Origin of the sequence: Ktedonobacter robiniae, assembly GCF_016587375.1 — a bacterium.
In the GTDB taxonomy this organism is placed as follows: domain Bacteria; phylum Chloroflexota; class Ktedonobacteria; order Ktedonobacterales; family Ktedonobacteraceae; genus Ktedonobacter; species Ktedonobacter robiniae.
The window spans coordinates 1,922,658-1,946,266 of record NZ_BNJG01000001.1; the positions used below are offsets into that span (position 1 = coordinate 1,922,658).

The 23,609-nt window shown below is 55.9% G+C and carries 13 protein-coding genes; 7 read left to right on the plus strand and 6 right to left on the minus strand.

All coding sequences use genetic code 11. The features are described 5' to 3' along the window. Positions 1–299 precede the first annotated feature (299 nt). Both JMJ04_RS08080 and JMJ04_RS08085 read left to right on the plus strand, forming a co-directional pair. Positions 300–1,565, plus strand: coding sequence for a lactate racemase domain-containing protein (locus tag JMJ04_RS08080; RefSeq protein WP_201370008.1), 1,266 nt, complete (start codon positions 300–302; stop codon positions 1,563–1,565). Positions 1,566–1,628: 63 nt separating this feature from the next. Beyond that, positions 1,629–4,232 carry a metallophosphoesterase family protein gene (locus JMJ04_RS08085; protein ID WP_201370009.1) on the plus strand — a complete coding sequence of 868 codons (2,604 nt, stop codon included), beginning with the start codon at positions 1,629–1,631 and terminating at the stop codon, positions 4,230–4,232. A gap of 72 nt (positions 4,233–4,304) precedes the next feature. Here the strand turns inward: JMJ04_RS08085 and gyrB are convergent, their stop codons facing one another. Further along, on the minus strand, positions 4,305–6,311 hold the full coding sequence (gyrB, locus tag JMJ04_RS08090; RefSeq protein WP_236037960.1) for a DNA topoisomerase (ATP-hydrolyzing) subunit B: 2,007 nt from the start codon (positions 6,309–6,311) through the stop codon (positions 4,305–4,307). A 614-nt stretch (positions 6,312–6,925) separates the two neighbouring features. Beyond that, on the minus strand, positions 6,926–7,504 hold the full coding sequence (locus JMJ04_RS08095) for a zinc ribbon domain-containing protein (protein ID WP_201370010.1): 579 nt from the start codon (positions 7,502–7,504) through the stop codon (positions 6,926–6,928). A gap of 814 nt (positions 7,505–8,318) precedes the next feature. Between JMJ04_RS08095 and JMJ04_RS08100 the strand changes: the two genes are divergently transcribed. Then, on the plus strand, positions 8,319–9,353 hold the full coding sequence (locus JMJ04_RS08100; protein WP_201370011.1) for a glucosaminidase domain-containing protein: 1,035 nt from the start codon (positions 8,319–8,321) through the stop codon (positions 9,351–9,353). A 10-nt stretch (positions 9,354–9,363) separates the two neighbouring features. Here JMJ04_RS08100 and JMJ04_RS08105 read toward each other — a convergent pair whose 3' ends face one another. Further along, on the minus strand, positions 9,364–10,761 hold the full coding sequence (locus JMJ04_RS08105) for a helix-turn-helix transcriptional regulator (RefSeq protein WP_201370012.1): 1,398 nt from the start codon (positions 10,759–10,761) through the stop codon (positions 9,364–9,366). A gap of 141 nt (positions 10,762–10,902) precedes the next feature. Next, positions 10,903–13,497 carry an ATP-dependent chaperone ClpB gene (clpB, locus tag JMJ04_RS08110; RefSeq protein WP_201370013.1) on the minus strand — a complete coding sequence of 865 codons (2,595 nt, stop codon included), beginning with the start codon at positions 13,495–13,497 and terminating at the stop codon, positions 10,903–10,905. Between the two features lie 492 nt (positions 13,498–13,989). Here clpB and JMJ04_RS08115 point away from each other — a divergent pair, with 492 nt between their 5' ends. Together JMJ04_RS08115 and JMJ04_RS08120 are read left to right on the plus strand one after the other, a co-directional pair. After that, entirely contained in the window at positions 13,990–16,416 is a 2,427-nt protein-coding gene (locus JMJ04_RS08115; protein WP_201370014.1) for an FtsK/SpoIIIE domain-containing protein, read from the plus strand. Between the two features lie 75 nt (positions 16,417–16,491). Continuing rightward, positions 16,492–17,613, plus strand: coding sequence for an FtsK/SpoIIIE domain-containing protein (locus JMJ04_RS08120; RefSeq protein ID WP_201370015.1), 1,122 nt, complete (start codon positions 16,492–16,494; stop codon positions 17,611–17,613). 731 nt (positions 17,614–18,344) lie between these two features. On the opposite strand, the gene JMJ04_RS08125 is transcribed toward JMJ04_RS08120, so the two are convergent. Then, positions 18,345–18,629 (minus strand): hypothetical protein, encoded by a 285-nt coding sequence (locus JMJ04_RS08125; protein ID WP_201370016.1) that lies wholly within the window; start codon positions 18,627–18,629, stop codon positions 18,345–18,347. A gap of 342 nt (positions 18,630–18,971) precedes the next feature. Between JMJ04_RS08125 and scpB the strand changes: the two genes are divergently transcribed. Next, the gene (gene scpB, locus JMJ04_RS08130) at positions 18,972–19,706 is read left to right on the plus strand and encodes an SMC-Scp complex subunit ScpB (RefSeq protein ID WP_201370017.1); all 735 of its coding nucleotides are present in this window, start codon (positions 18,972–18,974) and stop codon (positions 19,704–19,706) included. 51 nt (positions 19,707–19,757) lie between these two features. Continuing rightward, the gene (locus JMJ04_RS08135; RefSeq protein ID WP_201370018.1) at positions 19,758–20,636 is read left to right on the plus strand and encodes a deoxyribonuclease IV; all 879 of its coding nucleotides are present in this window, start codon (positions 19,758–19,760) and stop codon (positions 20,634–20,636) included. A gap of 79 nt (positions 20,637–20,715) precedes the next feature. Here the strand turns inward: JMJ04_RS08135 and JMJ04_RS08140 are convergent, their stop codons facing one another. After that, entirely contained in the window at positions 20,716–23,538 is a 2,823-nt protein-coding gene (locus tag JMJ04_RS08140) for a BACON domain-containing protein (protein WP_201372343.1), read from the minus strand. Positions 23,539–23,609 lie beyond the last annotated feature (71 nt).

Sequence of the window (23,609 nt, forward strand, 5' to 3'; positions counted from 1 at the left end):
ACATACAATGATGCACATAGACTATTGTAAGCATACCATAGACATTTAGCGTGTAAACAAGCCGCCAATCGTTGAAGAGCCTTTACCCGGCACAACCATCTGGCAGCCCACAAAAAGTACTGGGTGGTTTTCCAGCACCCACCAGCGGGAGGAGTCCAAGCTAGCCTGGACTCTACAAACTGGTGCTTGCTCCGCGTTTAGAGGGAGCGACCAGGCAGCAAGCACATGATACAATGCAGGGGATTACAATACGTTGATTTAACCGGTATGGGAGAAAAGTGCAGAGAGGTGATATTACCATGAGTATGGGAACAGGCTATACACAACAGGCGCTCGGTGAGGAAGAGATACATCAGATCCTGGTGCAGGCCTTTGGCGAGCTTTCGCTGGACGGTAAGCGAGTCCTGGTGATTATTCCTGACAGTACACGCACGGCGCCCCTCCCCTTGCTGTTTCGTGAGCTATACGCCCTGCTGGGTCAGAGGGTACAGCGCCTGGATTATTTGATCGCCCTGGGGACGCACCCGCCGATGTCTGAGGAGGCGATAGCGCAACTGGTCGGAGTTGATGCGAAAGAGCGCCAGGAGCGCTATCCCAATGTCGAGATCTATAACCATCACTGGGATAAAGCAGGCGTGCTAAAGACGGTTGGTGTGATCTCACGTGAAGAGGCCCAGGTGCTCACCAACGGTATCCTCTCGGAGGAGGTTCCCGTACGCCTCAATGGCATGATCTTCGACTATGACCAGATCGTGATCTGCGGGCCGGTCTTCCCGCACGAGGTCGTCGGATTCTCTGGCGGGGCAAAATATCTCTTCCCCGGCATCGCGGGCGCAGATATCATCAACTTCACGCACTGGCTGGGCGCACGCCTGACCAGTATGCTTACCATTGGCACGAAGGATACGCTGGTGCGCCGGGTTATCCATCGCGCCGCAGCCTTTGTAGAGCGCCCCATCCTCTGCCTGGCCCTGGTGATGCAGGGCGAGACCCTGCATGGACTCTACGCAGGCAACTATATCGATGCCTACAATGATGCTGCCGACCTTTCGGCGCGCTTGAACGTAATAAAAGTTGAGCGACCCTTTAAACAGGTGCTCTCGCTACCATCGACGCGCTATGACGATTTGTGGACCGCGGCCAAGGCTATGTATAAGACGGAGCCAGCCATCGCAGACGGGGGCGAGGTCATTATCTACGCACCACATATCAGCGAGATCTCTTATACGCATGGCGCGCTTATCGACGAGGTTGGCTATCATGTGCAGGAGTACTTCCTCAAGCAATGGGAGCGCTTCAAGCAGGTGCCTGGCTCAATTCTGGCTCATAGCACCCACGTGAAGGGAACGGGAACCTACGATAGCGCCACAGGCATCGAGCGACCGCGCATCCAGGTCACGCTGGCGACCGCCATCCCCGAGGAGCGCTGCCGCAAGGTCAACCTGGGCTATCGCGATTATCGCGAGATCAATCCCGAGGACTGGGCCGGGCGAGAAGACGAGGGGCTACTGCTGGTCCGCCACGCGGGCGAGATGCTCTACCACGCCCCCAGCGTCAGAAAATAATAGCGCACTGTAACGTTTCTCTTTAAAGAACCGAAAATTAGATAGGAGAAGAGAAATTCGCTTATGTCCTGGACACCACTGACCGAGCGCATTGACGAGTTACCCTTGATTCTGGCGGGACCCATCTTACGACGGACGGAACCAGGCTCGGTCACTGTCTGGTTGGCGCTTAAAGCCGAACGCCTGGTCACGCTCCATATCTTAGAGGCTGAGGCCAGTGGAGCATTACGGGAGCGCTTCCAGGGCAAGCGCAAGACTGTTCGTCTGGGGGATAATCTACACCTGGTCGCGGTCACGGCGCAGATCTCGGCAAGTGTAGAACCGCTCGACTGGGGCGAACTCTACTACTATAACCTCTCTTTTCAGGCCCACCAGGAGGCGGAACGCGAGGAGCTCTACACACCAGGTATCTTACGGTCAGCAGAGCAGGCCGATGATCCGCTGGCATCGCTGATCTACCCTGGGCATCCCCTGCCAAGCTTCCTGCTTCCCGCGAGCAAGCTAGAGCAGGTGCGCTTTTTCCACGGCTCCTGTCGCAAGGCGCATGGCTCAGGGCGAGAGATGCTCTCGGCGCTTGATCTGCTCATCGAAAAGTCCACCCTAGCGGGAGATCATGAGCATGTTAATCGCCCCCAACAGCTCTATCTCACGGGCGACCAGGTCTACGCGGACGACGTCGCGCCGCCGCTACTCTTCGCACTGATGGATGCTGGTGAGGCGCTCTTTAGCGACCAGCGCCTGGAGATACTGCCAGGTGTACGCCAGCCCGCGTCTAATTTTGCTCCCGGCATGCGGCGCGACATTATCCATCAGCAGGCGCGCTTCACCTCCAAGACGCCAGATAGCCACCTGCTCTCCTTCGCCGAATACGCCTCAATGTACCTGATGTCCTGGTCCGATCAGCTCTGGCCCGAGACACTTCCGGGGACTGAGGAGCTCTGGCAACGTTATCCAGCCAGCCGGCCTGCCATCCTGACCCAGCAAGACCGTGATGCACAACACTTCATGGAATGGAATGCCCAGCTCGAACGCTTTCGCGCGCAACTGCCACATGTGCGGCGCGCCCTGGCCAATATCGCGACCTACATGATCTGTGACGATCACGATGTGACGGACGACTGGTTTCTTGATGGGGCATGGTGCCAGAATGTCCTGAATAGTCAGGCAGGCAGGCATATAGTGCGCAATGGTCTGCTGGCCTATACCCTCTTTCAGGCCTGGGGCAACACACCTGAACAGTTTGCAGACAGCTCTGGGCAGCTCCTGCTCTCAACGCTCGATAGCTGGCAGGGACAAGAGGGGACAGAGCAACGCTTGATTGATGAGCTCATCGGTATGCCCCTGTCCTACAATGGGCCGGGCGAGCTAGAACGCTCTAAACGGGCTTTGCACTGGCACTACACCTACGAAGCCCCCAGCCACCAGGTCATCGTCATGGATACGCGCACACAGCGTCACTACGATAGCCCCAAAGCTTTTCCGGGCCTGCTCTCACCCCAGGCCTTGCAGGAACAAATTGTCACAGCTGTACAGCCCGAGGCGCAGGTCAACATAATCATTTCAGCGGCCCCGGTACTGGGCATCGACTTCATCGAAAATGTTCAATTCTGGAACCAGTTGCGTGCCCACGACAATTATTCCATGGACTGCGAGGCCTGGGGGCTAGAATGGGGGGCATTTCAACAATTTTTGCGGGCCGTAAGCGGCCTTAAACGTGCCGTGATTCTGGCTGGAGATGTACATTATGCCTTTGGGTCCAGCATGGAATACTGGGATATGCACACAGGCGAGACGGCCAGGCTGATTAACTTTACCGCTAGCCCACTCTGCAACGAGGGCGCTGGCGAACATATGGCCGCCCTGGCGCTTGGCTATCCACGCCTCTTGCGCCTGCAAAGTCGTGGGCGAGATCCCTATGTCAGTTTCCTGGCCTGGGATCTCAAGCCGGACAGCAACCTCATTTTCCAGACTGTGGTGAGAAACATTAGCCAGCATATCTTCCGCTTCTGGTGGTCCCTGCCAAGGCTTATAGCAACCCACAGGTCCCAGCGGGAGATAGTGTTGCCCTCCAGGGGCTGGCTGCCAGGCACCTTTAAACAGATCCCGCCGGATCGCGTCTATCGCATTCGTTACCTGCAAAACACGCGGGCGCCTGAGACAAGGCAGCGGAAACGGGGCGTATTCCTGCACTTTAACCGCCTGCTACAGCGTCCACAGCGCCTGGCCCTGGGCATGACCTGGTTACTAGAAAGCGCGCTCAGGAGAATACGGCAGAGGACTGCGCGCCTGCATCAAAAGACAGAGCGCCAGCCCTTGAGTGGGCGCTGGCTGCTCGACCGGCCTACCCATGCCGTTACTCACGAAATTCTGGATAAAAGTGCAGACCTGGAGCAAGCGTTGAGCAAGCGCCGCAACGCCCTTGTCACGACGCTTCTCAAGGGCCGCAACTGGCTCAATAAGTGGAAGGCGGGCACGCTTATCGTTGGCTATAACAATATTGGCGAGATCTACTTCACGCCCGGAGACGACGGGCAACGCGAGGTCTGCCAGCGCCTCTGGTGGTGGCGGCAGGATGACGAGGGACAGAGCGGCGATATGATGCAAAGCACCGAGTACCGCGAGCGCCTGACGCTGCCCACAAGCGCCGAGCGCCCCCCGCTGCCGTAGTTGTAGGTAGAAAAGCGAGAGAGGCCTACAGCAATGCATTGCTGTAGGCCTCTCTCGCTTGTTATTTCTCTCTTAGATGTCCAGGTTGGCGTTGCGGGCGTGGCTCTCGATGAAGCGGCGGCGAGGTGCGACCTCGTCACCCATGAGCATGCTGAAGACCTTGTCGGCCTCGACGGCCTCATCGACGGAGACTTTGAGGATGGTACGGCGCTCAGGGTCCATGGTGGTCTCCCAGAGGGTCTCCGGGTTCATCTCACCCAGGCCTTTGTAGCGGCCGACCTCGGGTTCCTTGCCGTTGTGCGTGGCCTTATATTCGGTGATCAGAGCATCGCGCTCTTCTTCGGTGTAGACAAAGTGAATCTGCTTACCAAACTTGACGTGGTAGAGAGGTGGTTGCGCGATATAGAGGTGGCCTCCACCGATCAGTTCGGGCATGTAGCGGTAGAAGAAGGTCAGCAGGAGGGTGCGAATGTGCGCGCCGTCAACGTCAGCGTCGCACATAATAACGACGCGGCCATAGCGCAGGCGGGAGAGATTGAACTGCTCACCAATGCCCACGCCCACGGCGGTAATGATGTTTTTGACCTCTTCGTTGTGCAGGATCTTGTCCAGCGTGACACGCTCGACGTTAAGGATCTTACCGCGGAGGGGGAGGATGGCCTGGAAGTGGCGATCACGCCCTTGTTTTGCCGAGCCACCAGCGGAATCACCCTCGACTAGGTACAGCTCACAGCGGTCTGCGCGCCGCTCGCTACAGTCGGCCAGCTTGCCAGGGAGCGTGGTATCGAGCACGTTTTTGCGCTGGACGAGGTCACGTGCGGCTCGGGCGGCCTCACGTGCCTTGGCGGAGGTCAGACACTTGCTGATGATGGTCTTGGCCTCGCTGGGGGTCTCCTCCAGGTAGCGGTTGAGCATATCCGCGGTGATGTTTTCGACGATAGGGCGGACCTCGGCGTTGTTTAGCTTGCTCTTGGTCTGGGCCTCGAACTGTGGATTAGGGATCTTCACGCTGACTACTACGGCCAGGCCCTGGCGTACGTCGTCGCCAGTTAGATTGGGATCCTTCTCTTTGAGCAGACCAGCCTTGCGGGCATAGTCATTGAGAGAGCGCGTGAGGGCGCTACGAAAACCAGTGATATGCATGCCACCGTCTACGGTGTTGATGCCATTGGCAAACGAGAACTCGGTGGTTGACCAGCTATCATTATATTGCAGGGCAATATCGACTTTGACTTTATCAACCTCGCGGCTGGCGCTCGCGGGGCGTGCCTGAAGCGTGTTGCGATTCTTGTTAAGGTAGCGAACGAAGGAGACCAGGCCACCCTCGAAGTAGAAGGTTGCTTCACGGTCGCTGCGCTCATCGCGAATGCCAATGGTCATGCCGCGATTGAGGTAGGCCATCTCGCGGAAACGCTGGGCAAGGATATCAAAGTTATAGTCGCGTGTCTCCATCACGGAGAGATCGGGCAGAAAAGAGGTCCGGGTACCCGTGCCCTCGAAGCTACCTACGGCGGCTAGCTTGGTAACAGGCGTGCCCTTTTCATAGCGCTGGCGATAGATTTTTCCATCGCGCCTGACATCGACCTGGCACCACTCTGAGAGCGCGTTCACCACCGAGACACCGACGCCATGTAGACCACTACTGATCTGGTAGCCGCCACCGCCAAATTTACCACCGGCATGCAGGACCGTCATCACGACTTCAAGCGTCGACATGCCCGGCCGCTGGTGATGCTCTTCAACAGGGATACCGCGACCATTATCCTCAATCGTGACCGAGCCATCGGCATGAATGGTGACCTGGATGGTATCGGCATAGCCGGCCATAACCTCGTCAACACTGTTGTCGACCACCTCCTGGATGAGGTGATGGAGGCCACGCTGATCGGTCGCCCCGATATACATACCTGGACGCACACGTACAGCTTCTAAGCCTTCGAGAATCTGAATATTCTGGCCGCTATAGCCATTGTTGCCATGATTCTGAGTGGTGCTACCCAGGTCAACCTCATCACTGCTAGAGATTGTATTGGCAGGAGTCGCTAGGGCCTCCTGCTCATCTGAAATGTGCTCTGCCATTATTGATTCTCTTGTCTTTGCCATAGAACCTGTACATTCCTTTTGCTCAGTAAACACGGAACTGCGGCGGAGGCCGTTGCGCCTGGATAAACAACGGACAAGCCGCGGTCTGATACGAATTGCTGTTCTTTGAGTGATCGTCGTGGCTGGTCCCCCTACCACAATGGCACAACAGTAGTAGCGCTAGGAACAGGGGGCGAGTTATAGATGTAGAAGCTAGCCCCAATGCCTGCTGGTTGGACGTCTTCAGGTTTCGCCTGGCGTTCGCCTTATACATGACACGTGCTATGCACGTTCCAGGATGAGCGACAGACAACTGTGGAAGGCTAGTATTTCTCTGTGTTCTTATTCCGAAACCCAACGTCACTCTCGTGACTAGCGCTTCGCGCTCAGGGTTTCGGAGAAGTAGTATATGTAAGTATTCTGCTTGAGCATAGAAAAAGTGGCAATGAAAGCCACTGTGTGCCACATCATTATAGCACATTTTGCTTGATAAACAAAGCAGAGAAGTGGGTTGAACGGACAACCGCAGGGGGAAAGAAAAGGGAAGAGATGAAGTGTGTCCCCTGGTGACCTGGGCCATCAGGGGACACACTTCATCTCGCATAGTTTGGCTAGAAACGATTCCCGGGAATTGGTCCTCCCATAGGAATGTTTGAGTTGGGAACGCCCGGCATATTAGCCATACCTGGCATACTCGGCATAGGCGCGCCTGCCAGATTGGTTGTGCAGTACGGGCAGAAGGTCCAGCGCAGTTCCAGCAAGCGCTCGCACTTGGGGCAGGAGCGCTTGAGCTTCTGGCCACAGGAGGGGCAGGCCTGGAAATCCGACTCGATGCGTGCATGGCAATTGCTGCACGTCTGACGCTCGGTCATTTCAGCCAAGAGCGACTCTTCTTCCAATTGGCGCTCATAGATCTCGGCCAGGGTCTGGCGGGGACGCAGAATCATATACACAAAAACGCCCGCAATCGGAAAGATGGCGACAGCGACGGTAGAGATAATCTGCAGGAGGAAATCTTGCGTGCGCGCGCGAATGTCGCGAAACGTCCAAATAACGGTGCTCAGCCAGAATACTACCAGGAAGGCCACCATACAAGCGACCATAGGCCCGACCAGGTTTTGCAGTGTTGTGAGCCAGCCAGGCTGGGTAGTGGCCAGGGAGGTGCTCAGATTTGCATATACAAAATTCACAGGACAGACGCCCCTTTCAGAAAATAGAATAAAGTACTATTTACTACTCGCAACTTTTGCTTGCGTCGCTCCACTATTTTTTATCTGGATTAACGAGTTACATACACTCTCTTACAACGTTCGTTTCCCCTAGCATGATGACGGCATAGGACTATAAGCTGGCAGAGTTTTTGCTATCTTCTTTATATAATACTCTACAAACGCCATATAATCACCTATGAATACCTCCCTGACCCTTCGCGCCTGCATCCACATACCCTTACCCGCCAGGGGTGTGAAGGCTGCTGAGCTAGTCTCAGCGGTTGAGGCAGAATGGTTCCTGCTGGCTCTCAAGCCTGGTAAATAGCCTCTCTCTCTAATATATATCGAGAGGGATACGAAAAAGGAACATTTTCGTATCTTACCCCAACCTATAGGCTACGTGCCAACGCTACTTGTGTACGCGTCTACATATGATGGTTCGACATATCGCCTCTGATATCCTATCCCTAAGTACTGGGTATGCTAGAGCGGGCCAGGCGGATGCCTGGCCCGCTCTAGCATACCCAGTACTTTAATATTCTAAGCAAATTCTAATGTAGTTCGAAAAACAGGACTTAACTCTTACTAGTTTAGATGTTTTAAAGGTGATATGATAGTTTCTAACTAGAGGTTTATCATGAAGGCTGCGGTTATAGCGCCAGTGAGAAAATGGTAGACCTGTATCTAGGCCCGCTTTCGTCGCAAGTGGAACGTATAGGTAGTAGACTTGTGCGGATTTGAGCACTATGCTACAATAGAACACTAGTTCAAAGGCCTTATAAGGAGGTTATTCATGGCGAGTGGTAACTACGCCAGGAAGCGCTCACCACGCCAGCCAGTCGACACGACTTCACCCATACCCGCTCGAGCTACTCGACAATTGCCAGCCGTACAACAGCATCCCTTTGATGATGAAGATATTCTGACGGAATCGCTTCCGCCGCGTACACGCCCTACTCCTACGACTACTACGGCAATCAGGCGAACGACAGCGGAGGCACGGCGTCAGACGAGTGAGTTCAGGCGGGCAGCCACACCAGCGCTACGTTCGGCGCGCCCATTACAGCCAAATAGGAGTACTACGCATAGGCCCGCATCCAAACGTCGCTACCAGGTCATCGACGATTACGCGCCGCATCCATTACACCGGCATCGCCGCTGGCTCAATCCACTCGTCTATAGTTCACTCATTGGCGTTGTCTTCCTGGCTCTCCTGCTATGGGCCGCTATCGCGCAGCGACCGGGTGCGCCTGTGCTCCTGCCTAACTGGGGAGGACAGGTCTACAATATCCAGGTTGGCGCCGATAAGGCCGGGACCTGGGAGTCCCCCAAACCCGCGCCCCCTAAGGTGCCGGTCCCAACAGGGCCCTACTCGATCCTGGGCAAGCCCACGGTTACCGCCGACTTTATTAATAAGGTGCTGGCTAACGCTGGCTCTCCGGCGGCAGGCAAGGGGCAAGCCATGTATGACCTGGGTGTGCAATATGGCATTGATCCGGTCTTTGGCCTGGCCTTTTTCCAGCATGAGAGCACCTTTGGAAAAAATGGCGAGGCTCGCACTACGATGTCGCTGGGCAATCTGCGCTGTATCCCGGACCATGAGTGCATTGACCAGGATCGTGGCGGCTATGCCAAGTTTAATGGCTGGGAAGATGGCTTTCGCTCATGGTACGCACTTATGCGCAACCTCTACGTCGCCCAGTGGGGACGCAGTACCATCGATACTATTATTCCCAAGTATGCCCCCAGCGCGGATAACAACAACGAGGCGGCCTATATCGCTTCAGTGAAGCACGCCGTCGATAACTGGCGCGCTGGCAACATATAATATTGAGTAATTATCGCGCCTCTACGAGGCCTTGAGCCAGGGCTTTGCTCAAGGCCTCAGTCCGGCCTGAGACATTCATCTTCTGATAGATATTCGCCAGGTGAAAGTTGACGGTACGCTCGCTGACATAGAGGCGGGCCGCGATCTCTTTATTACGCAAACCACGTGCCAGGAGGCGCAACACCTCCAACTCACGCGTAGTAAGCGCCTCGCTACGCGCTCCCCGTTCACGCTCACGCCCCACACGCGAGAGGAGGCGGCCAGCAAGCTGTGGCTGCACCAGGACCTCTCCACGCGCCACTATGCGCAGCGCCTCAGCCAGCTCCTCAGATGAGACATCTTTTAAGAGATAACCATCGGCTCCGGCACGCAAGGTTTCATACAGGTAATCTTCCCGCTCTTGCGTTGAAAGCATCAGGACACGCGTGTTGAGGTTCAATTGCTTGATCTGGCGCAGGGCCTCCAGGCTCTGACCTTCAGGGAGTTGAGCGTCGAGCAAGACGACCTGGGGTCCCAATTCTAATGTCTCGCTCACGGCCTGCACCCCATCTCCAGCCTCACCCACCACCCACAGGTCCGCGTAGCTTTCCAGCAGGTGATGCAGGCCCGCACGTACGACTGGTTGCGCATCGACTATGAGCAAACTGAGGCGCGCTTCAGGCTGAGATGGTGCCGAGACAGAAATAGGGGGCGCGAGTTCCGCAGGCACTACTGCTTGCGCTCGTTCATGCTGATAGGGGAGGCGCGCCTGCACGCGCGTTCCTTGCGTAAGCGCCTCACTCGTCAAGGTACCTCCCATCGCCTCAAAGCGGGCACGCAGGTCACAATAAATATGTTCGGAAAAGTTTCCTACTCCCTCTTGTGCGTCAGACCAGAAGGGCGGAGGATCATCGGGGGTGGGAAGATCCGAGGGCACGGCTAGCGTTGGGAGTGTACCATCGTCCTCAATCGCCAGGAGGATATCCTCCTGGGTATAAGCTAGTGTCAGGCGCACGCGCCGCGCTCCTTGATGCTGGCGCAGTTGATACAGCGTCTCCTGCGCCAGGAGAAATAGCAGATATTCAGCATGAGTGACGTCTGCGTTCCGGGTGTGTTCCTCCACACCTGTCAGGGTGACCCGGCTGGAGAGTCCAAGCTGCTCGGCAGTAGCATCAACTAGCTGCTCAAGCGCCTCGCCAAGCGTATGCCCTTCTAGCTCGGGCAGGACCAGGTAGTCGCTCGAGGTGCGCGCCAGGTGCAGGGCCTGGCGGGTCATCTGCTCGAGTGAGCATAGATGGCTCGCCAGATCCGGCATGTGTTGCAGGTCTGCACTCGCAGATAGCACCTGGAACTCAATGAGCATAGCGCTCAGTGTCTGGAGAAGTTGCTCATGCTGCTGTTCTTGTGAGTGCACATTCTCGCTTGCCATATTTTTCTCTCTTAGTTTTAATGCCATGTGTACGTTCCTGGCTTGACCTCTCGCACCTGCGGCGCTCGCCTGGGTAAGTGGTGTGGTGCCGTAGCCGCGTACGCGGCTACGGCACCACACCACTTACCCTATTTTTTCCTATTAGATGGCCTGGACGGCAATGGAGCGTAGGGCTAGTTTGCCGTTCTGGACGTCGATCTGGACGGTGTCGCCGTCGCGCACGGAACCATCGAGGATAGCGCGCGCGATGCGGTTCTCGACCTCCTTCTGGATCGTTCGTTTGAGTGGGCGGGCGCCGAAGTGGGGATCGTAGCCTTCCTCGGCCAGGTAGTCCTTAGCGGCGTCGGTCAGTTGGAGCGTGATATGGCGCTCGGCCAGGCGCGGGCGCAAGCGGTTGATCTGAATATCGACGATGTTGCGCACCTGCTCCTTGCTGATGGGGTGAAAGATGATGACCTCGTCAATACGGTTGATAAACTCGGGCCGAAAGCCCTCCTCGCGCAGGCGCTGGCGCACCGAGCGCTGTACATCTTCCTCGTCCATGCCATCATACTCATGCAACCAGGCTGTGCCGACATTACTGGTCATGATAACGACAGTATTACGGAAGTCAACCGTACGCCCCTGGCCATCCGTCAAACGCCCATCATCCAATAGCTGCAACAGGACGTTAAAGACTTCGGGCGCGGCCTTCTCGATCTCGTCGAGCAAGATCACACTATAGGGGTGGCGGCGCACAGCCTCGGTGAGCTGGCCGCCTTCTTCGTAGCCCACATATCCAGGAGGCGCTCCGATCAGGCGCGAGACTGAGTGCTTCTCCATATACTCTGACATATCGATACGCACCATGGCCTGCTCATCATCAAAGAGGAACTCGGCCAGGGCACGCGCCAGCTCGGTTTTACCGACGCCGGTCGGACCAAGGAAGAGGAAGCTCGCCAGCGGACGATTGGGGTCTTGCAGGCCCGCACGCGAGCGACGTATGGCATCTGATACCGCCTCAAGTGCCTGCTCCTGGCCCACAACACGCTCACGCAAACGCTCCTCCATGTGCAGGAGCTTCTGTACCTCGCCCTCCATCATTTTGGAGACGGGGATATGCGTCCATTTCGAGACGATATTCGCGACATCCTCGGCATCCACCTCTTCTTTGAGCATACGCGAGGACCCTCCAGTCGAAAGCTTTGCCTCCATTGCCTGGATACGTTCCTCAAGCTCTTTGATGGTACCATAGCGCAGGCGCGCCATGCCCTCGTAGTCATAGGAGCGCTCGGCCTGCTCGTACTGGACCTGGGCCTCTTCAAGCTGCTTCTTGAGTGACCTCAGCTCATCCACGGGAGCGCGCTCGCTCTCCAGGGCCAGTTTCAAGGAGCGCAGTTGCTCATTCAAATTGGCGATCTCCGCCTCAACACGCTCGCGGCGCTCACGGCTGGCGGGATCGGTCTCTTTCTTCAGCGCCTCCTGCTCCACCTGTAACTGGCGTATGCGCCGGTCCAGGGCATCGATCTCGGTTGGTGTGCTATCCAGCTCCACACGACGATGACTGGCCGCCTCATCGATCAAGTCAATGGCTTTATCAGGCAGGAAACGGTCTGTGATATAGCGATTTGAGAGCATGGCCGCGGCCACAATGGCGCTATCCTGAATGCGTACGCCATGATGGACCTCGTAGCGCGGTTTCAGGCCACGCAGAATACTGATGGTATCCTCAACACTGGGTGGATCGACCAGCACTGGCTGGAAACGACGCTCAAGCGCGGCGTCCTTCTCAATATGTTTGCGATACTCGTCGAGCGTGGTCGCACCAATACAATGCAGCTCACCACGCGCCAGCATTGGCTTGAGCATGTTTGAGGCATCCATCGCGCCCTCAGCGGCTCCCGCTCCGACAAGAGTATGCAACTCGTCGATAAAGAGGATAATGCCACCCTGGGCACTGGTGACCTCCTTCAGGACCGCTTTGAGTCTTTCTTCAAACTCACCACGGAACTTGGCACCTGCGACCAGGGCGCTCAGGTCTAGGGTCACGACCTGTTTATTCTCCAGCGTCTTGGGAACATCACCACGCACAATGCGCTGGGCCAGGCCCTCTACAATGGCTGTTTTTCCAACGCCAGGCTCGCCGATCAAGACGGGATTATTCTTCGTGCGGCGGCTCAGCACCTGGATTACGCGCCGGATCTCTTCGTCGCGCCCAATGACGGGATCAAGCTTTCCCTCGCGCGCCGCCGAGGTCAGGTTACGCCCATACTTCTCCAACGCCTGGTATTTCCCCTCGGGATTCTGATCGGTCACACGCTGCGCACCTCTAATGGATGTCAAAGCCTGTAAGACAGAGTCGCGACTCAAGCCAGCAGATTGCAGGGCTTTGCGCGCCTCGGTATCGCTGTCGAAGAGCGCCAGGAGCAGGTGCTCGACGCTCATATATTCATCTTTAAATTTCCCCATCTCGCTCCACGCATCATCCAGGACTTTGTGCAAGCGAGGTGAGATGCCAGGATCACTGCCGCCATAGACGCGTGAGAGTCGATCCAGGTCGCCCTCGACACGGCGCAGAACGGCCTGCGTGCTTCCACCAGCTTTTTGAATAACCTGGGGTACAACCCCGCCCTCTTGCAACAGGAGTGCGTTCAGCAAATGTTCTGGCTCTACCTGCGCATGATTGCGGCTACGCGCAATCTCCGATGCCTCATATATAGCCTCGCGGGCTTTCTCTGTAAAGCGCTCTATTTTCATATGCAGCCTCCATCGCACCCTGAAATGATTTTTTTACGCTATCACTATACTACAATGAGTAGCGATCTAGCAATAAGTTTGAGTGCTTATCTATCAAACTTTAACATTTCTCTGTGGGCTATTTATTCCCACATCTGCTAGGAAATTGAGAAACGCCCCGCTCTGGTAGGGACCTGCTTTAGCGCGTCCAAAGGCGATTAATCGCCTGTAGGTGCAGCCTATACTTTTCCTCTTGATTGTATTGCCTACCCACGACAAAACCAGGCTTGCGCCGCACTGCCATGAATGGCATTCGGATACGCTAAAGCGGGTCCCCAGCGGTTTGGGAAGGCGCCTCGCGTGGCTGAAATGAATCGCTGAAACGCTGTAGACACAAAGGTTTATAAGAACGTCCTAGAAATTTGCAATAATATAGAAGCTTTGTTACCATAACATAAGAGTAGAAAGATATGCAAACAAGTAAATCCGGTTTACGTTGAGAGGGAGGGGTCAGTGTCTCACCAACAAGCTACGTCTAAGCCTGCCAGTCATGTGATCTCGCGCAAGGCCCGCATCTGGCCGGAGATTCCCCAGGATAAGGTTCTGTTACCTAGCGCGCCACAGCTCCCACAGGGGCCACAGGTGGGGACACTTTCTTTTGTGCTTTTTAATCTACTGGGCATGGGACTCTATGTGCTTATCTTTAGTACCTTCAAAATTGGGGGAGGCGCTCAGTTCTTTTTGCTGCCATTTATCGCCATTTCGGGCATGATGGCGCTGGGGACAGTGACAAATTTCCTGGTACAACACTTCAGCACGAGACGTAAGAGTAAGGCATTGATGGAGCGCTATGAGGCACAGCTACAGAAGATAGAGCAGAGACTCCAGAGCTTGCACTGGAAAGAACGGCAGGCACGTCTGGACCTTGATCCGCCACTTCTTCCCCCCAGGCCTGAGCAACAACTCTATCAGGGCCTGAGCATCGTGCCCTTGATAGAGCGCGGCTTCGATGAACAGGATACTCAGCTCTGGGCGCGCAAGCCAGATGATCCAGATTTCCTCACTGTGCGCATTGGCATGGGCAGCCAGCCAGCTACGTATGAAATTCAGGCTCCTCCCACTGCAAACACCTTCCCCGACCAGCCGAGCCTGGAGGCCTCTCTGGCGCGTGTCCAGGCCTCACAGGAGAGGCATAGCACGTTAAAGGTCCCCATCACAGTCAAACTCAACGAACCAGGGCCTATCGCGCTAGTGGGGACACGCGACAGGCTTGAGGCGGCGCGTGAGTTGCTACAGGCCATGGTCTGCCAGCTTGTCTATCACCATTCACCTGAAGAGGTGCGCATCATCATCCTGACCCCACGCTCACAGGAGCAGGCCTGGCGCTGGGCAACGGCACTGCCGCATACGGTACTATATGATCCACGCCAGGCAGAAGAGGTTGTGGACGAGAGTAGTCAGAGACATGCCGTCGCCATTGGCGCGGGGGCAATCCTTGAGTATTTGCCCTTAATCTCGCGGGAGTTGGGGCGGCGCGAACTCCTGCTTGGCGATACACGCCGGGAGGAAGGGCAACACCTCTTACCTCACCTGGTAATCGTCGTTGACCACTTCGATCTCTGGCAGGATCTAGATCAACCCTCGGCTCCGCAGCCCGTGGTCCCGCCCCATAACTCTATTCAGCGCACTGGCTCGCTTGAGCACCGACCTCAGCTCTCCGTCTCTCCCCTCAAGCGCCCCGAGATGACGCTGGCACTCAGCGGACCTACAACTCTGGGGGTCTCAGTGCTCTGTCTCTGCGCACACAAGGCGGATGTCCCTATGAACAGCAACCTGCTGGTGGATATCACACACATTCAGGATGATAAGCAGGCAGGAAAGGAGAGTTATACACTCCAGGCGCAGGTGCGCCAGCTCTGTCCCAATCCGCCGCCCGCTATTACGTGCGACGAGGTAGACGGTGTGCCCTTGCAGGCGTTGAGCTACTTCTCACAGCGTATGTTCCCGCTGCATGTCAACCGCACTAAACGCCTGGAGTTGCGCACGCAGGTCGATCTGCGTACGCTCTTCGAGCCACCACTTGACCTGCTCTACTATGACCCCTTCGCCTACTGGAGCGATCCTATGTTCCGTGGGCGCGACGCGAAGGGCAAAGAGATGCCCATGATGCGTATTCCCATTGGAACGAAGATAGGTGATGAGATTCAATACCTGGATCTGCTCAAGGATGGCCCTCATGGCCTGCTCATCGGACAGACTGGTTCAGGCAAGAGCGAACTGCTCCAGACCATTATCATGGCGCTCTCCATCATCTATCGCCCCAATGAGGTCAATTTTCTGCTGATCGACTACAAAGCGGGGCTGGCGCTGGAGCCTTTCCGCCATTTGCCGCATACCATCGGCTTTCTCTCCAACGTCTCCTCGCCCGCGCTCATCCAACGCTTTATTACGATGTTACGAGCCGAGGCCACGCGTCGTGAGATCCGCATGAAAGAAGGCAAGAAATCGCCGCGCATCATCATCATCATTGACGAGTTTGCCGAGATGGCCAAGCAGACCGATTCTGTTCTAGATGAGCTCTTCACGATCACACGCGTTGGGCGCGAGATTGGCATGCACCTGCTCCTGGCATCACAGCGACCCGAGGGCATTATCGCCACGCGCGTCCGAGACTATGTCCAGTACAGACTTTGCCTGCGCTGCGCCTCGCCGGAGGATAGTCGGGAGATCCTGCGTCGCGTCGATGCCGCCTACCTGCCCGCTAGCATTCCAGGGAGAGGCTATCTCCTGCATGGAGACAACCAGCTTGATCTCTTCCAGGCGGCCCGCGTCTCGATCCCTGTCACCCTCGACCAGCTCTATGTCAAACCCAATGGGATCGAGACCCCAGTCGATCCCACCAACGACGTCCTGATCGCCCAGCTAGCAGCAGAAAAGTAATTTTGTGTGTAGGGTGCACGCTGACAGCCGCTGGCTGTCAGCGTGCACCCTACACCACAATAGAAAGAGAGAAAGATGAGCACCCCCCATTTACAAACATTTCAGAATGCACAGACGGTTGCCGAGGTTCTGGTTGGGCGCATTACCGAAACCTACTCGCGCGAGGATGCGCGCAAGGCTGGCATTTACTACTGGCCGGAGCCGCTGCCAATGCCCAGCCAGCCCCTTGATCCCGATCCATTGATTCTTTTTCGTCCCGGGGGCGAGCATGAACAGCTAGCAGGCTCCCGTCCTGGGCGCGTATCGCTTGTGCGCGGAAGTATCGCCGAGTTTCTTGCCAAACATGAGCGAGAACGTCTCAAACCAACAATGCAGCTTCCCCTGGGCCTTGTAGACAAGCCTGAGCAGCAGAAGCAGGAGACGCTTATCGTCGATCTGCATGGTTCAGCGGGAGCTTTGAGCGGCGGCCCGCTTTTGATTGCAGGCGCGCAGCATAGTGGCAAGAGTACGGCACTGCAAAGCATCCTGCTCTGGCTCACCACGTACTATGGCCCCAACCAATTGCGCTGCGCCATCATCGACCCACACTATGAACTGGATGTCTTTCGCGAACTGCCCCATCTCCTTGATGACGAAGGGCATCAGCTCTGGACTGATGGTAGCAGCGACGAGAAGCTGGAGGAGTTCGCGCGAAACATGCATGGTCTGCTGGCCAAACGGCGCGAGGCATTCCCTGAGCAGCGTTGGACAGAGAACAGCCTGGGTCAGCTCTGGGCGCAGGGGCATGTTATTCCCCAGGTACTACTCATTATCTGCCACTATCATAGCTTTGCCGAGCGCTTCAACGCCACCATAACGCTGAAGAAGCTTGCTCTAGCGATGGCCGAGGCCCGCACCATGGGAATGTACCTGGTGGTCAGTAGCGCCGAGGTAGGGTACCGCTTCCTCTCGTCAGAGCTGATGGGAAAATTTGGCACCAGCATCGGACTGTACCTCAATGAGATCCAGCGCTTAGACCTTTTTGGGCGTCCCCCCATCCTGCCGGACCCCATTCCTGGCCGTGGCCTGATCCTGGCACCAGATCGCAGCATTCACCAGGTGCAACTGGCCCTGCCCATTGCAGGCCCCAGCGAGAGCGTGCGCTACGAAATACTCAAGCATGAGATCGCCAAACTTGCTACACGCTATAACGCTTGAGAGTTCGCTACTGGCGTACGCGACTACTATGGGGCTGTGCCTGACATACAGCCAAATATAAACGCTAAGTTTACGGGTCCGCTGGTAAATTTTGTCTGGGCAAGTTGCCGAGCTTGGAAGGCCATCCATTGTGCAAGCCAGTTCTCCAAGTTCAGTAGGAACCTCCACGATGAATCGGGAGGCTAGCGCGTCCGAACGCCATAAATGGCGTTCGGCGTAAGCCGTTTTTTTGGACAGGGGAGATGCAACCTGATACGCGATATGACGCAAGGGAGCGCTTCGGGTTACGCCCACAGGCGATCAATCGCCTTTGGACGCGGTAAACCGGGTCCCTACCGGCATAGAAGTTGCCTCGGTGGGGATTATCTGGACAACATTACAAAATTTGCCAGCGGAGTCATCAATGTGATGCTCGTGAAGAGGAGCCAACCTCTACAGGAGAAGGCTGTGGTGAGAAAACGGGGAGAGAAGGAAGGCGTGTGAGTTCGCAGGCACAAGACCACGAAGAGACAAGTAATAATGGGCAAAGAAGGCCATCGAACATACACGCCCAATACGTGGGATCGGCAGCCAGGCGCAAACGCCCTCGGTACCGGATGTGGGAGGTTTGTATATGACCCTGACAAGGGATTGGGCCTATACAAACCCATCACATTGTGTGACCCTTTATCTTTACATGGTCACCTCTCAAATACACAATAGTTGTGTATGTATCCTGCCGGTTCAGGAAATTAGTGCATGCCGTTGAGGCGGCTTATGTGGCTGCTGCTGTCATCCAGCATATTCTGCAAAGCACCGTTGTAGCGCCCCATCTGATCGGTGATGTTGGCGACGTTGGTAGTCCAGCTATTCAGTGAATCCTGAAAGTTCGCAATCTGGTTGCCATTGAAAGAGTTGTTCAAGAGGTTGTTCGCTACATGAAAGTCCTTCAAGACATTTGTCAGGTTAGCCTGAATGTTGCTCAGATTAGAAATCAGGACACTAAGGCTTTCGAGATCCAGATTTACACCTGCCATTTTGAATATTCTCCTTACTACGTATCTTCTATAGTATTCTGGCCTTGCGACTTTTATATTGGCCATTAACGGTTTTATCTTCCCGTTGTCAATACTTTATCAGAGTATATTTTTAAAGTCAATATATTTTTACACTAAAATATCGTAGATTAATATATTTTAATTGTAATTATATGCAAACATGTTACTTTATCTATATATTTTGCATAAAATGCAATCAGAACATGGACGATATGAAACGACCTTCAAACTCAGGTGTTCTTCATGTAATGATTGTTCAGAGGGACAGGCATGGTGGCTAGTTGGCTATTAGATAGAGAAAGAAGAAGAATTTTCTGGTGATTGTGTTATACTTTTCTCACTATGCAAGAGAACAAGCTCGAACCATCGCTTGAGAGGGCCATAAGCGCCCAGGGGCCAGTTTTGGCGCCCGAGGCACACCAGTTGGGGGCAGCTATCGAAAGCCTGCTCTTCGTCTCTGGACGCCCTTTAGAACGTGCGGAGCTGCGCAAGTTGCTGGGTGTCGGGAATGAGCAATTGGAGCCCGGCATCAGGGCGCTGGAGTCTACGCTTCAGAATGGACAGCGAGGGATTCGCCTCCAACAGCTGGGTGAACAGGTGCAGCTTGTCACCGCGCCAGAGAATGCGCATTATGTTGCGGCCCTGCTGGGGCTTCCCATGAGCGCTAAGCTGACGAATGCAGCCCTGGAAACGTTAGCGGTCATAGCTTACCGCCAGCCCATGACGCGCAGCCAGATTGAAGCCGTGCGCGGCGTGAACAGCGACCGTGCGCTGGCAAGCCTGCTGCAACACGGGCTGGTGGCTGAAGTCGGTCGCGCCCAAACAGTGGGACGTCCGGCGCTCTTCGCAACCACCGCCGAGTTTCTACAGCAATTCGGCCTGACCAGCCTGGAGGAGTTGCCACATATCGACCTGGCAACCCAGCAGATGCGTACCGTGCCAACTGAGACGACGGAACAAAGTATGCCCAACGGCGAGAGTAGCCAACCTGGCCAGAACTCCGCCGCCAGCCAGCCAAATCTCCCTACGTTTCAGGTGCCCCAGGGCACAGACTAAGCTGGCGCCTGATTTATTTATTTTGCGGCGGATCGCGAGGAAAAGGATAACATGCGTATTGGACGACATATGCCCACAGGCTCCAAGCCTCTGAAGGCTATTGAGACCGCCCGGCAGATTGGTTGCCAGGCCATCCAGGTCTTTGCCAGCAATCCCACTGGTTGGAAGCTGCCAGTTCTCGATGAGAAGAGTGGCCAGGCCTTTGCCATGGCGGCACGCGAGCAGGAACTGAACCCCATTGTGCTCCACGCACCCTATTTAATTAACCTGGGCACGCTCGACGCCACCATCTGGGAAAAGTCTATTCTCCTATTGGCTGGCACACTTCAGCGAGGCGCGCAGCTCGGAGCATCCTATGTCGTTTTCCATACCGGGAGTCACCGGGGTGCGGGCGTGCCCACAGGTCTGGCGCGCATCGCACAGGGCATTGAGCGTGTCATGGACCAGAGTCCCGCCGAGGTCATGCTACTCCTCGAAAACGATGTTGGAGCTGGCAACGCCCTGGGGCATAGCTTTGAACACCTGGCCACTGTTCTCGCGCATCTCCCACAGTATAGGCAGCGCCTCGGCGTCTGCCTGGATACGGCCCACCTCTGGGGCGCGGGGCACGACATAAGTACCCCCCAGGCCGCGCAGCAGGTGCTCCAGCATTTTGATGACACTGTTGGGCTAGCACGCCTCAAGGTGCTACACCTTAATGATACCGCGATGGCCCTGGGCAGCCATAGAGATGTGCATACACGCCTGGGTGAAGGCATTATTCATCCCACTGGCCTGCGCGCCCTGCTCACTGATCCTCGCCTCTCACATGTAGACGTACTTATGGAGACGCCCATTGAGACAGACGAGGATGGCAAAGAGGACTGGGTCCATGACGCGGGACAGATCGCCTACGCCAAAAGCCTGTGTCTCCCCGAAAAGTGCTGCTAAAGCACGCGTCTACATATAACGTTGCGGGGCATGTCGTCACGTTATATGTAGACGCGTGCTTTAGCAGCGTCGGGCCACTTCAGGGGGTAGGTGTACCTCCAGGCGTAGAGATGGCAGGCACCTCCACTGTCACGGTGACTGGCTGAGGGCCTCCTACGATAGCGGTCCCGCCTTGCGTGGCAGTCACTTGAATTGTCGCGTTATAGGTGCCCGTGCTCAGTGTGGGATCCACCAGGGTCACGGTAAAGGTTGCGCTCGCGCCTGGTGCTACAGTGACCGTTTGCGGCGTGACACTCAACCAGCCCGAACCATTACTATAAGAAATTCCTGGTATGAGGGTGATACTCTCCTGGCAGGTGTTCGCGACTGTGAGCGAAAATTGTGCAGTGGTTATGGATGGAGATAGATCCAGGCTTGCTGGCGCCGCGGACTGAATACTGCAAGGCGCTACGATGTTCAACCGCACAGTGATGCTATGGGGGGCGCCTGTCGTGGTTCCAGTATCCGCGTCAAAGCTGGAGAGGGAGACTGCACCCTGGTAGACTCCGGGTGAGAGGCTAATGCTGCTTGCGCTCACGGTAAGAATCGTTGAGGTACCGGGATCCAGCCCACCACTTTTTTTACTCACGCTTAACCAGTTCCCGCCGCTGGTCGCGCTGGCCTGCCAAGCGAGAGGCTGCGCGCAGGAGGCGGGTTCTTGTAGTGTGATGGAACGCTCAACCGGCGTAGACTGATTGGCGGGCAGGGAGAGAGAGAGCGTTCCAGGCGTCACACTGATATCGCACGTAGCTGGTGGTTGAATCACCAGGTTCACTGGAAGCACGCGCTCACTTCCAGCAACCGGATGGCCAACCGCGTCCAGGCTCTTGATGCTCAGAGAGCCATTATACGTCCCCGGCCCCAGAGTTCCAGCGGGCTGGGCAGAGATGTGCAAGGCCAGCGACTTGCCTGGATTGAGGGAACCCGCAGCGGGAGAGACACTCAACCAGGAGCCGCCAGAGGAGGTAGAGGTTGTGGCTTTCCACACCAGCCTGCCTGTGCCGTTATTCGCGAGAGCCACATCTTGTCCGACCGCTGTCGCCTGCCCCTGAATTGTGGTTAGTGAGACCCGAGTTCTGGAGAGCGTGATCGAAGGCACAGGCACGGCTGCTTGTAATGACAGGGTGACTGGTAGTGGCTGCACTCCCGAGGGAGATGAAAAGAAAAGGGTAGCATGATAGTCACCTGGCACAAGCGCGGAGGGGTCAACACTCACCTGGAATGTGCTGGGGAGTGTTCCCTGATCTGCATCGAGGTGCAACCAGTTGGCATCGCTCTTGACACTCCAATTCACGGGACCACTACAACCCTTTGTGCCTCCAAGCTTAAGAGATTGCGCCTGGGGCAGTGCTCCTTGATAGGTCCCTGTAAATGTAAGACTGGTGGGAGCGGCCTGCAAGAGACAGCCCTGAGTGACGGTCACACTCACAAAAAGCTTTTGCGGGCTACCAGGCACATCCTGCCCATCCCAGTCCTGCCCCCGTAGAGTCACCGCTGCTTGATAGATCCCCGGCAACAAAGCGTGTGTATCGACTGAGAGGCGCAGGTTCCCATGTTCACCTGGGACCAGGGTGTGGGTCGCTGGATCAGCTTTTAGCCAGGAGGCATCACTGGCCGCGCTCCAGTTCAGTGAGCGGATTCCAGCATTCAAGAGAGTAACATCCTGTGGGGAAGGTGAGCTATCCCCATCGGCTGCCAGGAAGGAAAGCACAGGAGGACTGACGCTCAGTGCACCAGACGAGAAAAACGGCGAGGAGACGACGCGCATCCGGGTCGTCAATCCATTGTTGCCCGCATCCGAGGTAAAGGCGACATGCCCGTTGTAGGCTCCAGGCTGCATATGTGAGCGATCAATTGCGATAAAGAGGCGTATACTCTGTCCACTGATGAACGTCCCGCGCGCCGGACTAATCTTGAGCCAGTCCTGGTCGGATTTTGCCTGCCAGTTAATCGCTCCACTGCCCGTGTTTGAGAGAGTCAGCGTTTTCACCCCGTTGGTAATGGTGTCGCCAGTACCAAAATCAAAGGCCTCACTGGAGAGGTGCAGGTGTGCCGGGCGTAGCACACCACCTTTCCCCTTTACCAAAAGAGAGAAGGTGGCAAATGTATGCGTCTGCGCATCCTCGGCACGTAACGTATGCCAGCCCTGAGACCACTCGCTCAAGGCAACCACCGTATCCGTAAAATTTCCCTGCTGATCAGCCCGAATGATAGCATTACCCACGGTATCCACAACAGGGAAGCCATGGTCACGAGAGAGGCCAACCTGGCTCCCGGGCGAGAAATGCGACCCATGTAGCGTCAGCGTCGCGCCAGCAGTAACCGTGCCAGGTGAGATCTGGAGCGTCATCCGCATGGGACCTGCGCCAAAGGCGGAGAAGACACCAAAACTGCCTCCCGCGACCAGTACAACCATGACCAGGCAGGAGAACCAGAAGAAGAGCGTCGGTGAGATAGACCGTCGTGTCGCGGTTCGTAGCTTAGGAGGCACGGAGGATTCAACGTGTGCAATCGCATTACGCACCTCTTTATACCAGGTGCTAGCATAGCTCTCAGGCACCAGGATAGAGGTCTCTGAAAGTCCTGGCTGCTCTTCATCTTCCGACTGAACCTGGATACGAGGCACATGGTGGTACGCATCCTGAAGTGAGCCCTGAAGAGTAACCGCCTCATCGCTTTCAAGAGACGCAAAAGGGCTGCTCACAGCCCTCAAAGCGGGATGGAGATGTTCGTACAGTGGGATGGTTTGCGCCTGGTCTTCCGGGCATATATGCTCACAAGGAACCACGGAGCCGCCACATGAGGGGCAAAAGATAGCATCCTCCTGCAATTGCGCGGCGCAATGAGGGCAAGATATCAACATGAGTCGTGGTCCCTCTTTTTTCTCTTATTACGCACACCCGGTGTGCACCTTTTTGGCGTAACGTCTCACTC

Coding starts and splice junctions, on each gene's coding strand:
- JMJ04_RS08140 (WP_201372343.1), bottom strand. CDS start 23,538: ATGTTGATATCTTGCCCTCATTGCGCCGCGCAATTGCAGGAGGATGCT.
- JMJ04_RS08120 (WP_201370015.1), top strand. CDS start 16,492: ATGAGCACCCCCCATTTACAAACATTTCAGAATGCACAGACGGTTGCC.
- JMJ04_RS08125 (WP_201370016.1), bottom strand. CDS start 18,629: ATGGCAGGTGTAAATCTGGATCTCGAAAGCCTTAGTGTCCTGATTTCT.
- JMJ04_RS08100 (WP_201370011.1), top strand. CDS start 8,319: ATGGCGAGTGGTAACTACGCCAGGAAGCGCTCACCACGCCAGCCAGTC.
- JMJ04_RS08080 (WP_201370008.1), top strand. CDS start 300: ATGAGTATGGGAACAGGCTATACACAACAGGCGCTCGGTGAGGAAGAG.
- JMJ04_RS08085 (WP_201370009.1), top strand. CDS start 1,629: ATGTCCTGGACACCACTGACCGAGCGCATTGACGAGTTACCCTTGATT.
- JMJ04_RS08135 (WP_201370018.1), top strand. CDS start 19,758: ATGCGTATTGGACGACATATGCCCACAGGCTCCAAGCCTCTGAAGGCT.
- gyrB (WP_236037960.1), bottom strand. CDS start 6,311: ATGGCAGAGCACATTTCAGATGAGCAGGAGGCCCTAGCGACTCCTGCC.
- clpB (WP_201370013.1), bottom strand. CDS start 13,497: ATGAAAATAGAGCGCTTTACAGAGAAAGCCCGCGAGGCTATATATGAG.
- JMJ04_RS08105 (WP_201370012.1), bottom strand. CDS start 10,761: ATGGCAAGCGAGAATGTGCACTCACAAGAACAGCAGCATGAGCAACTT.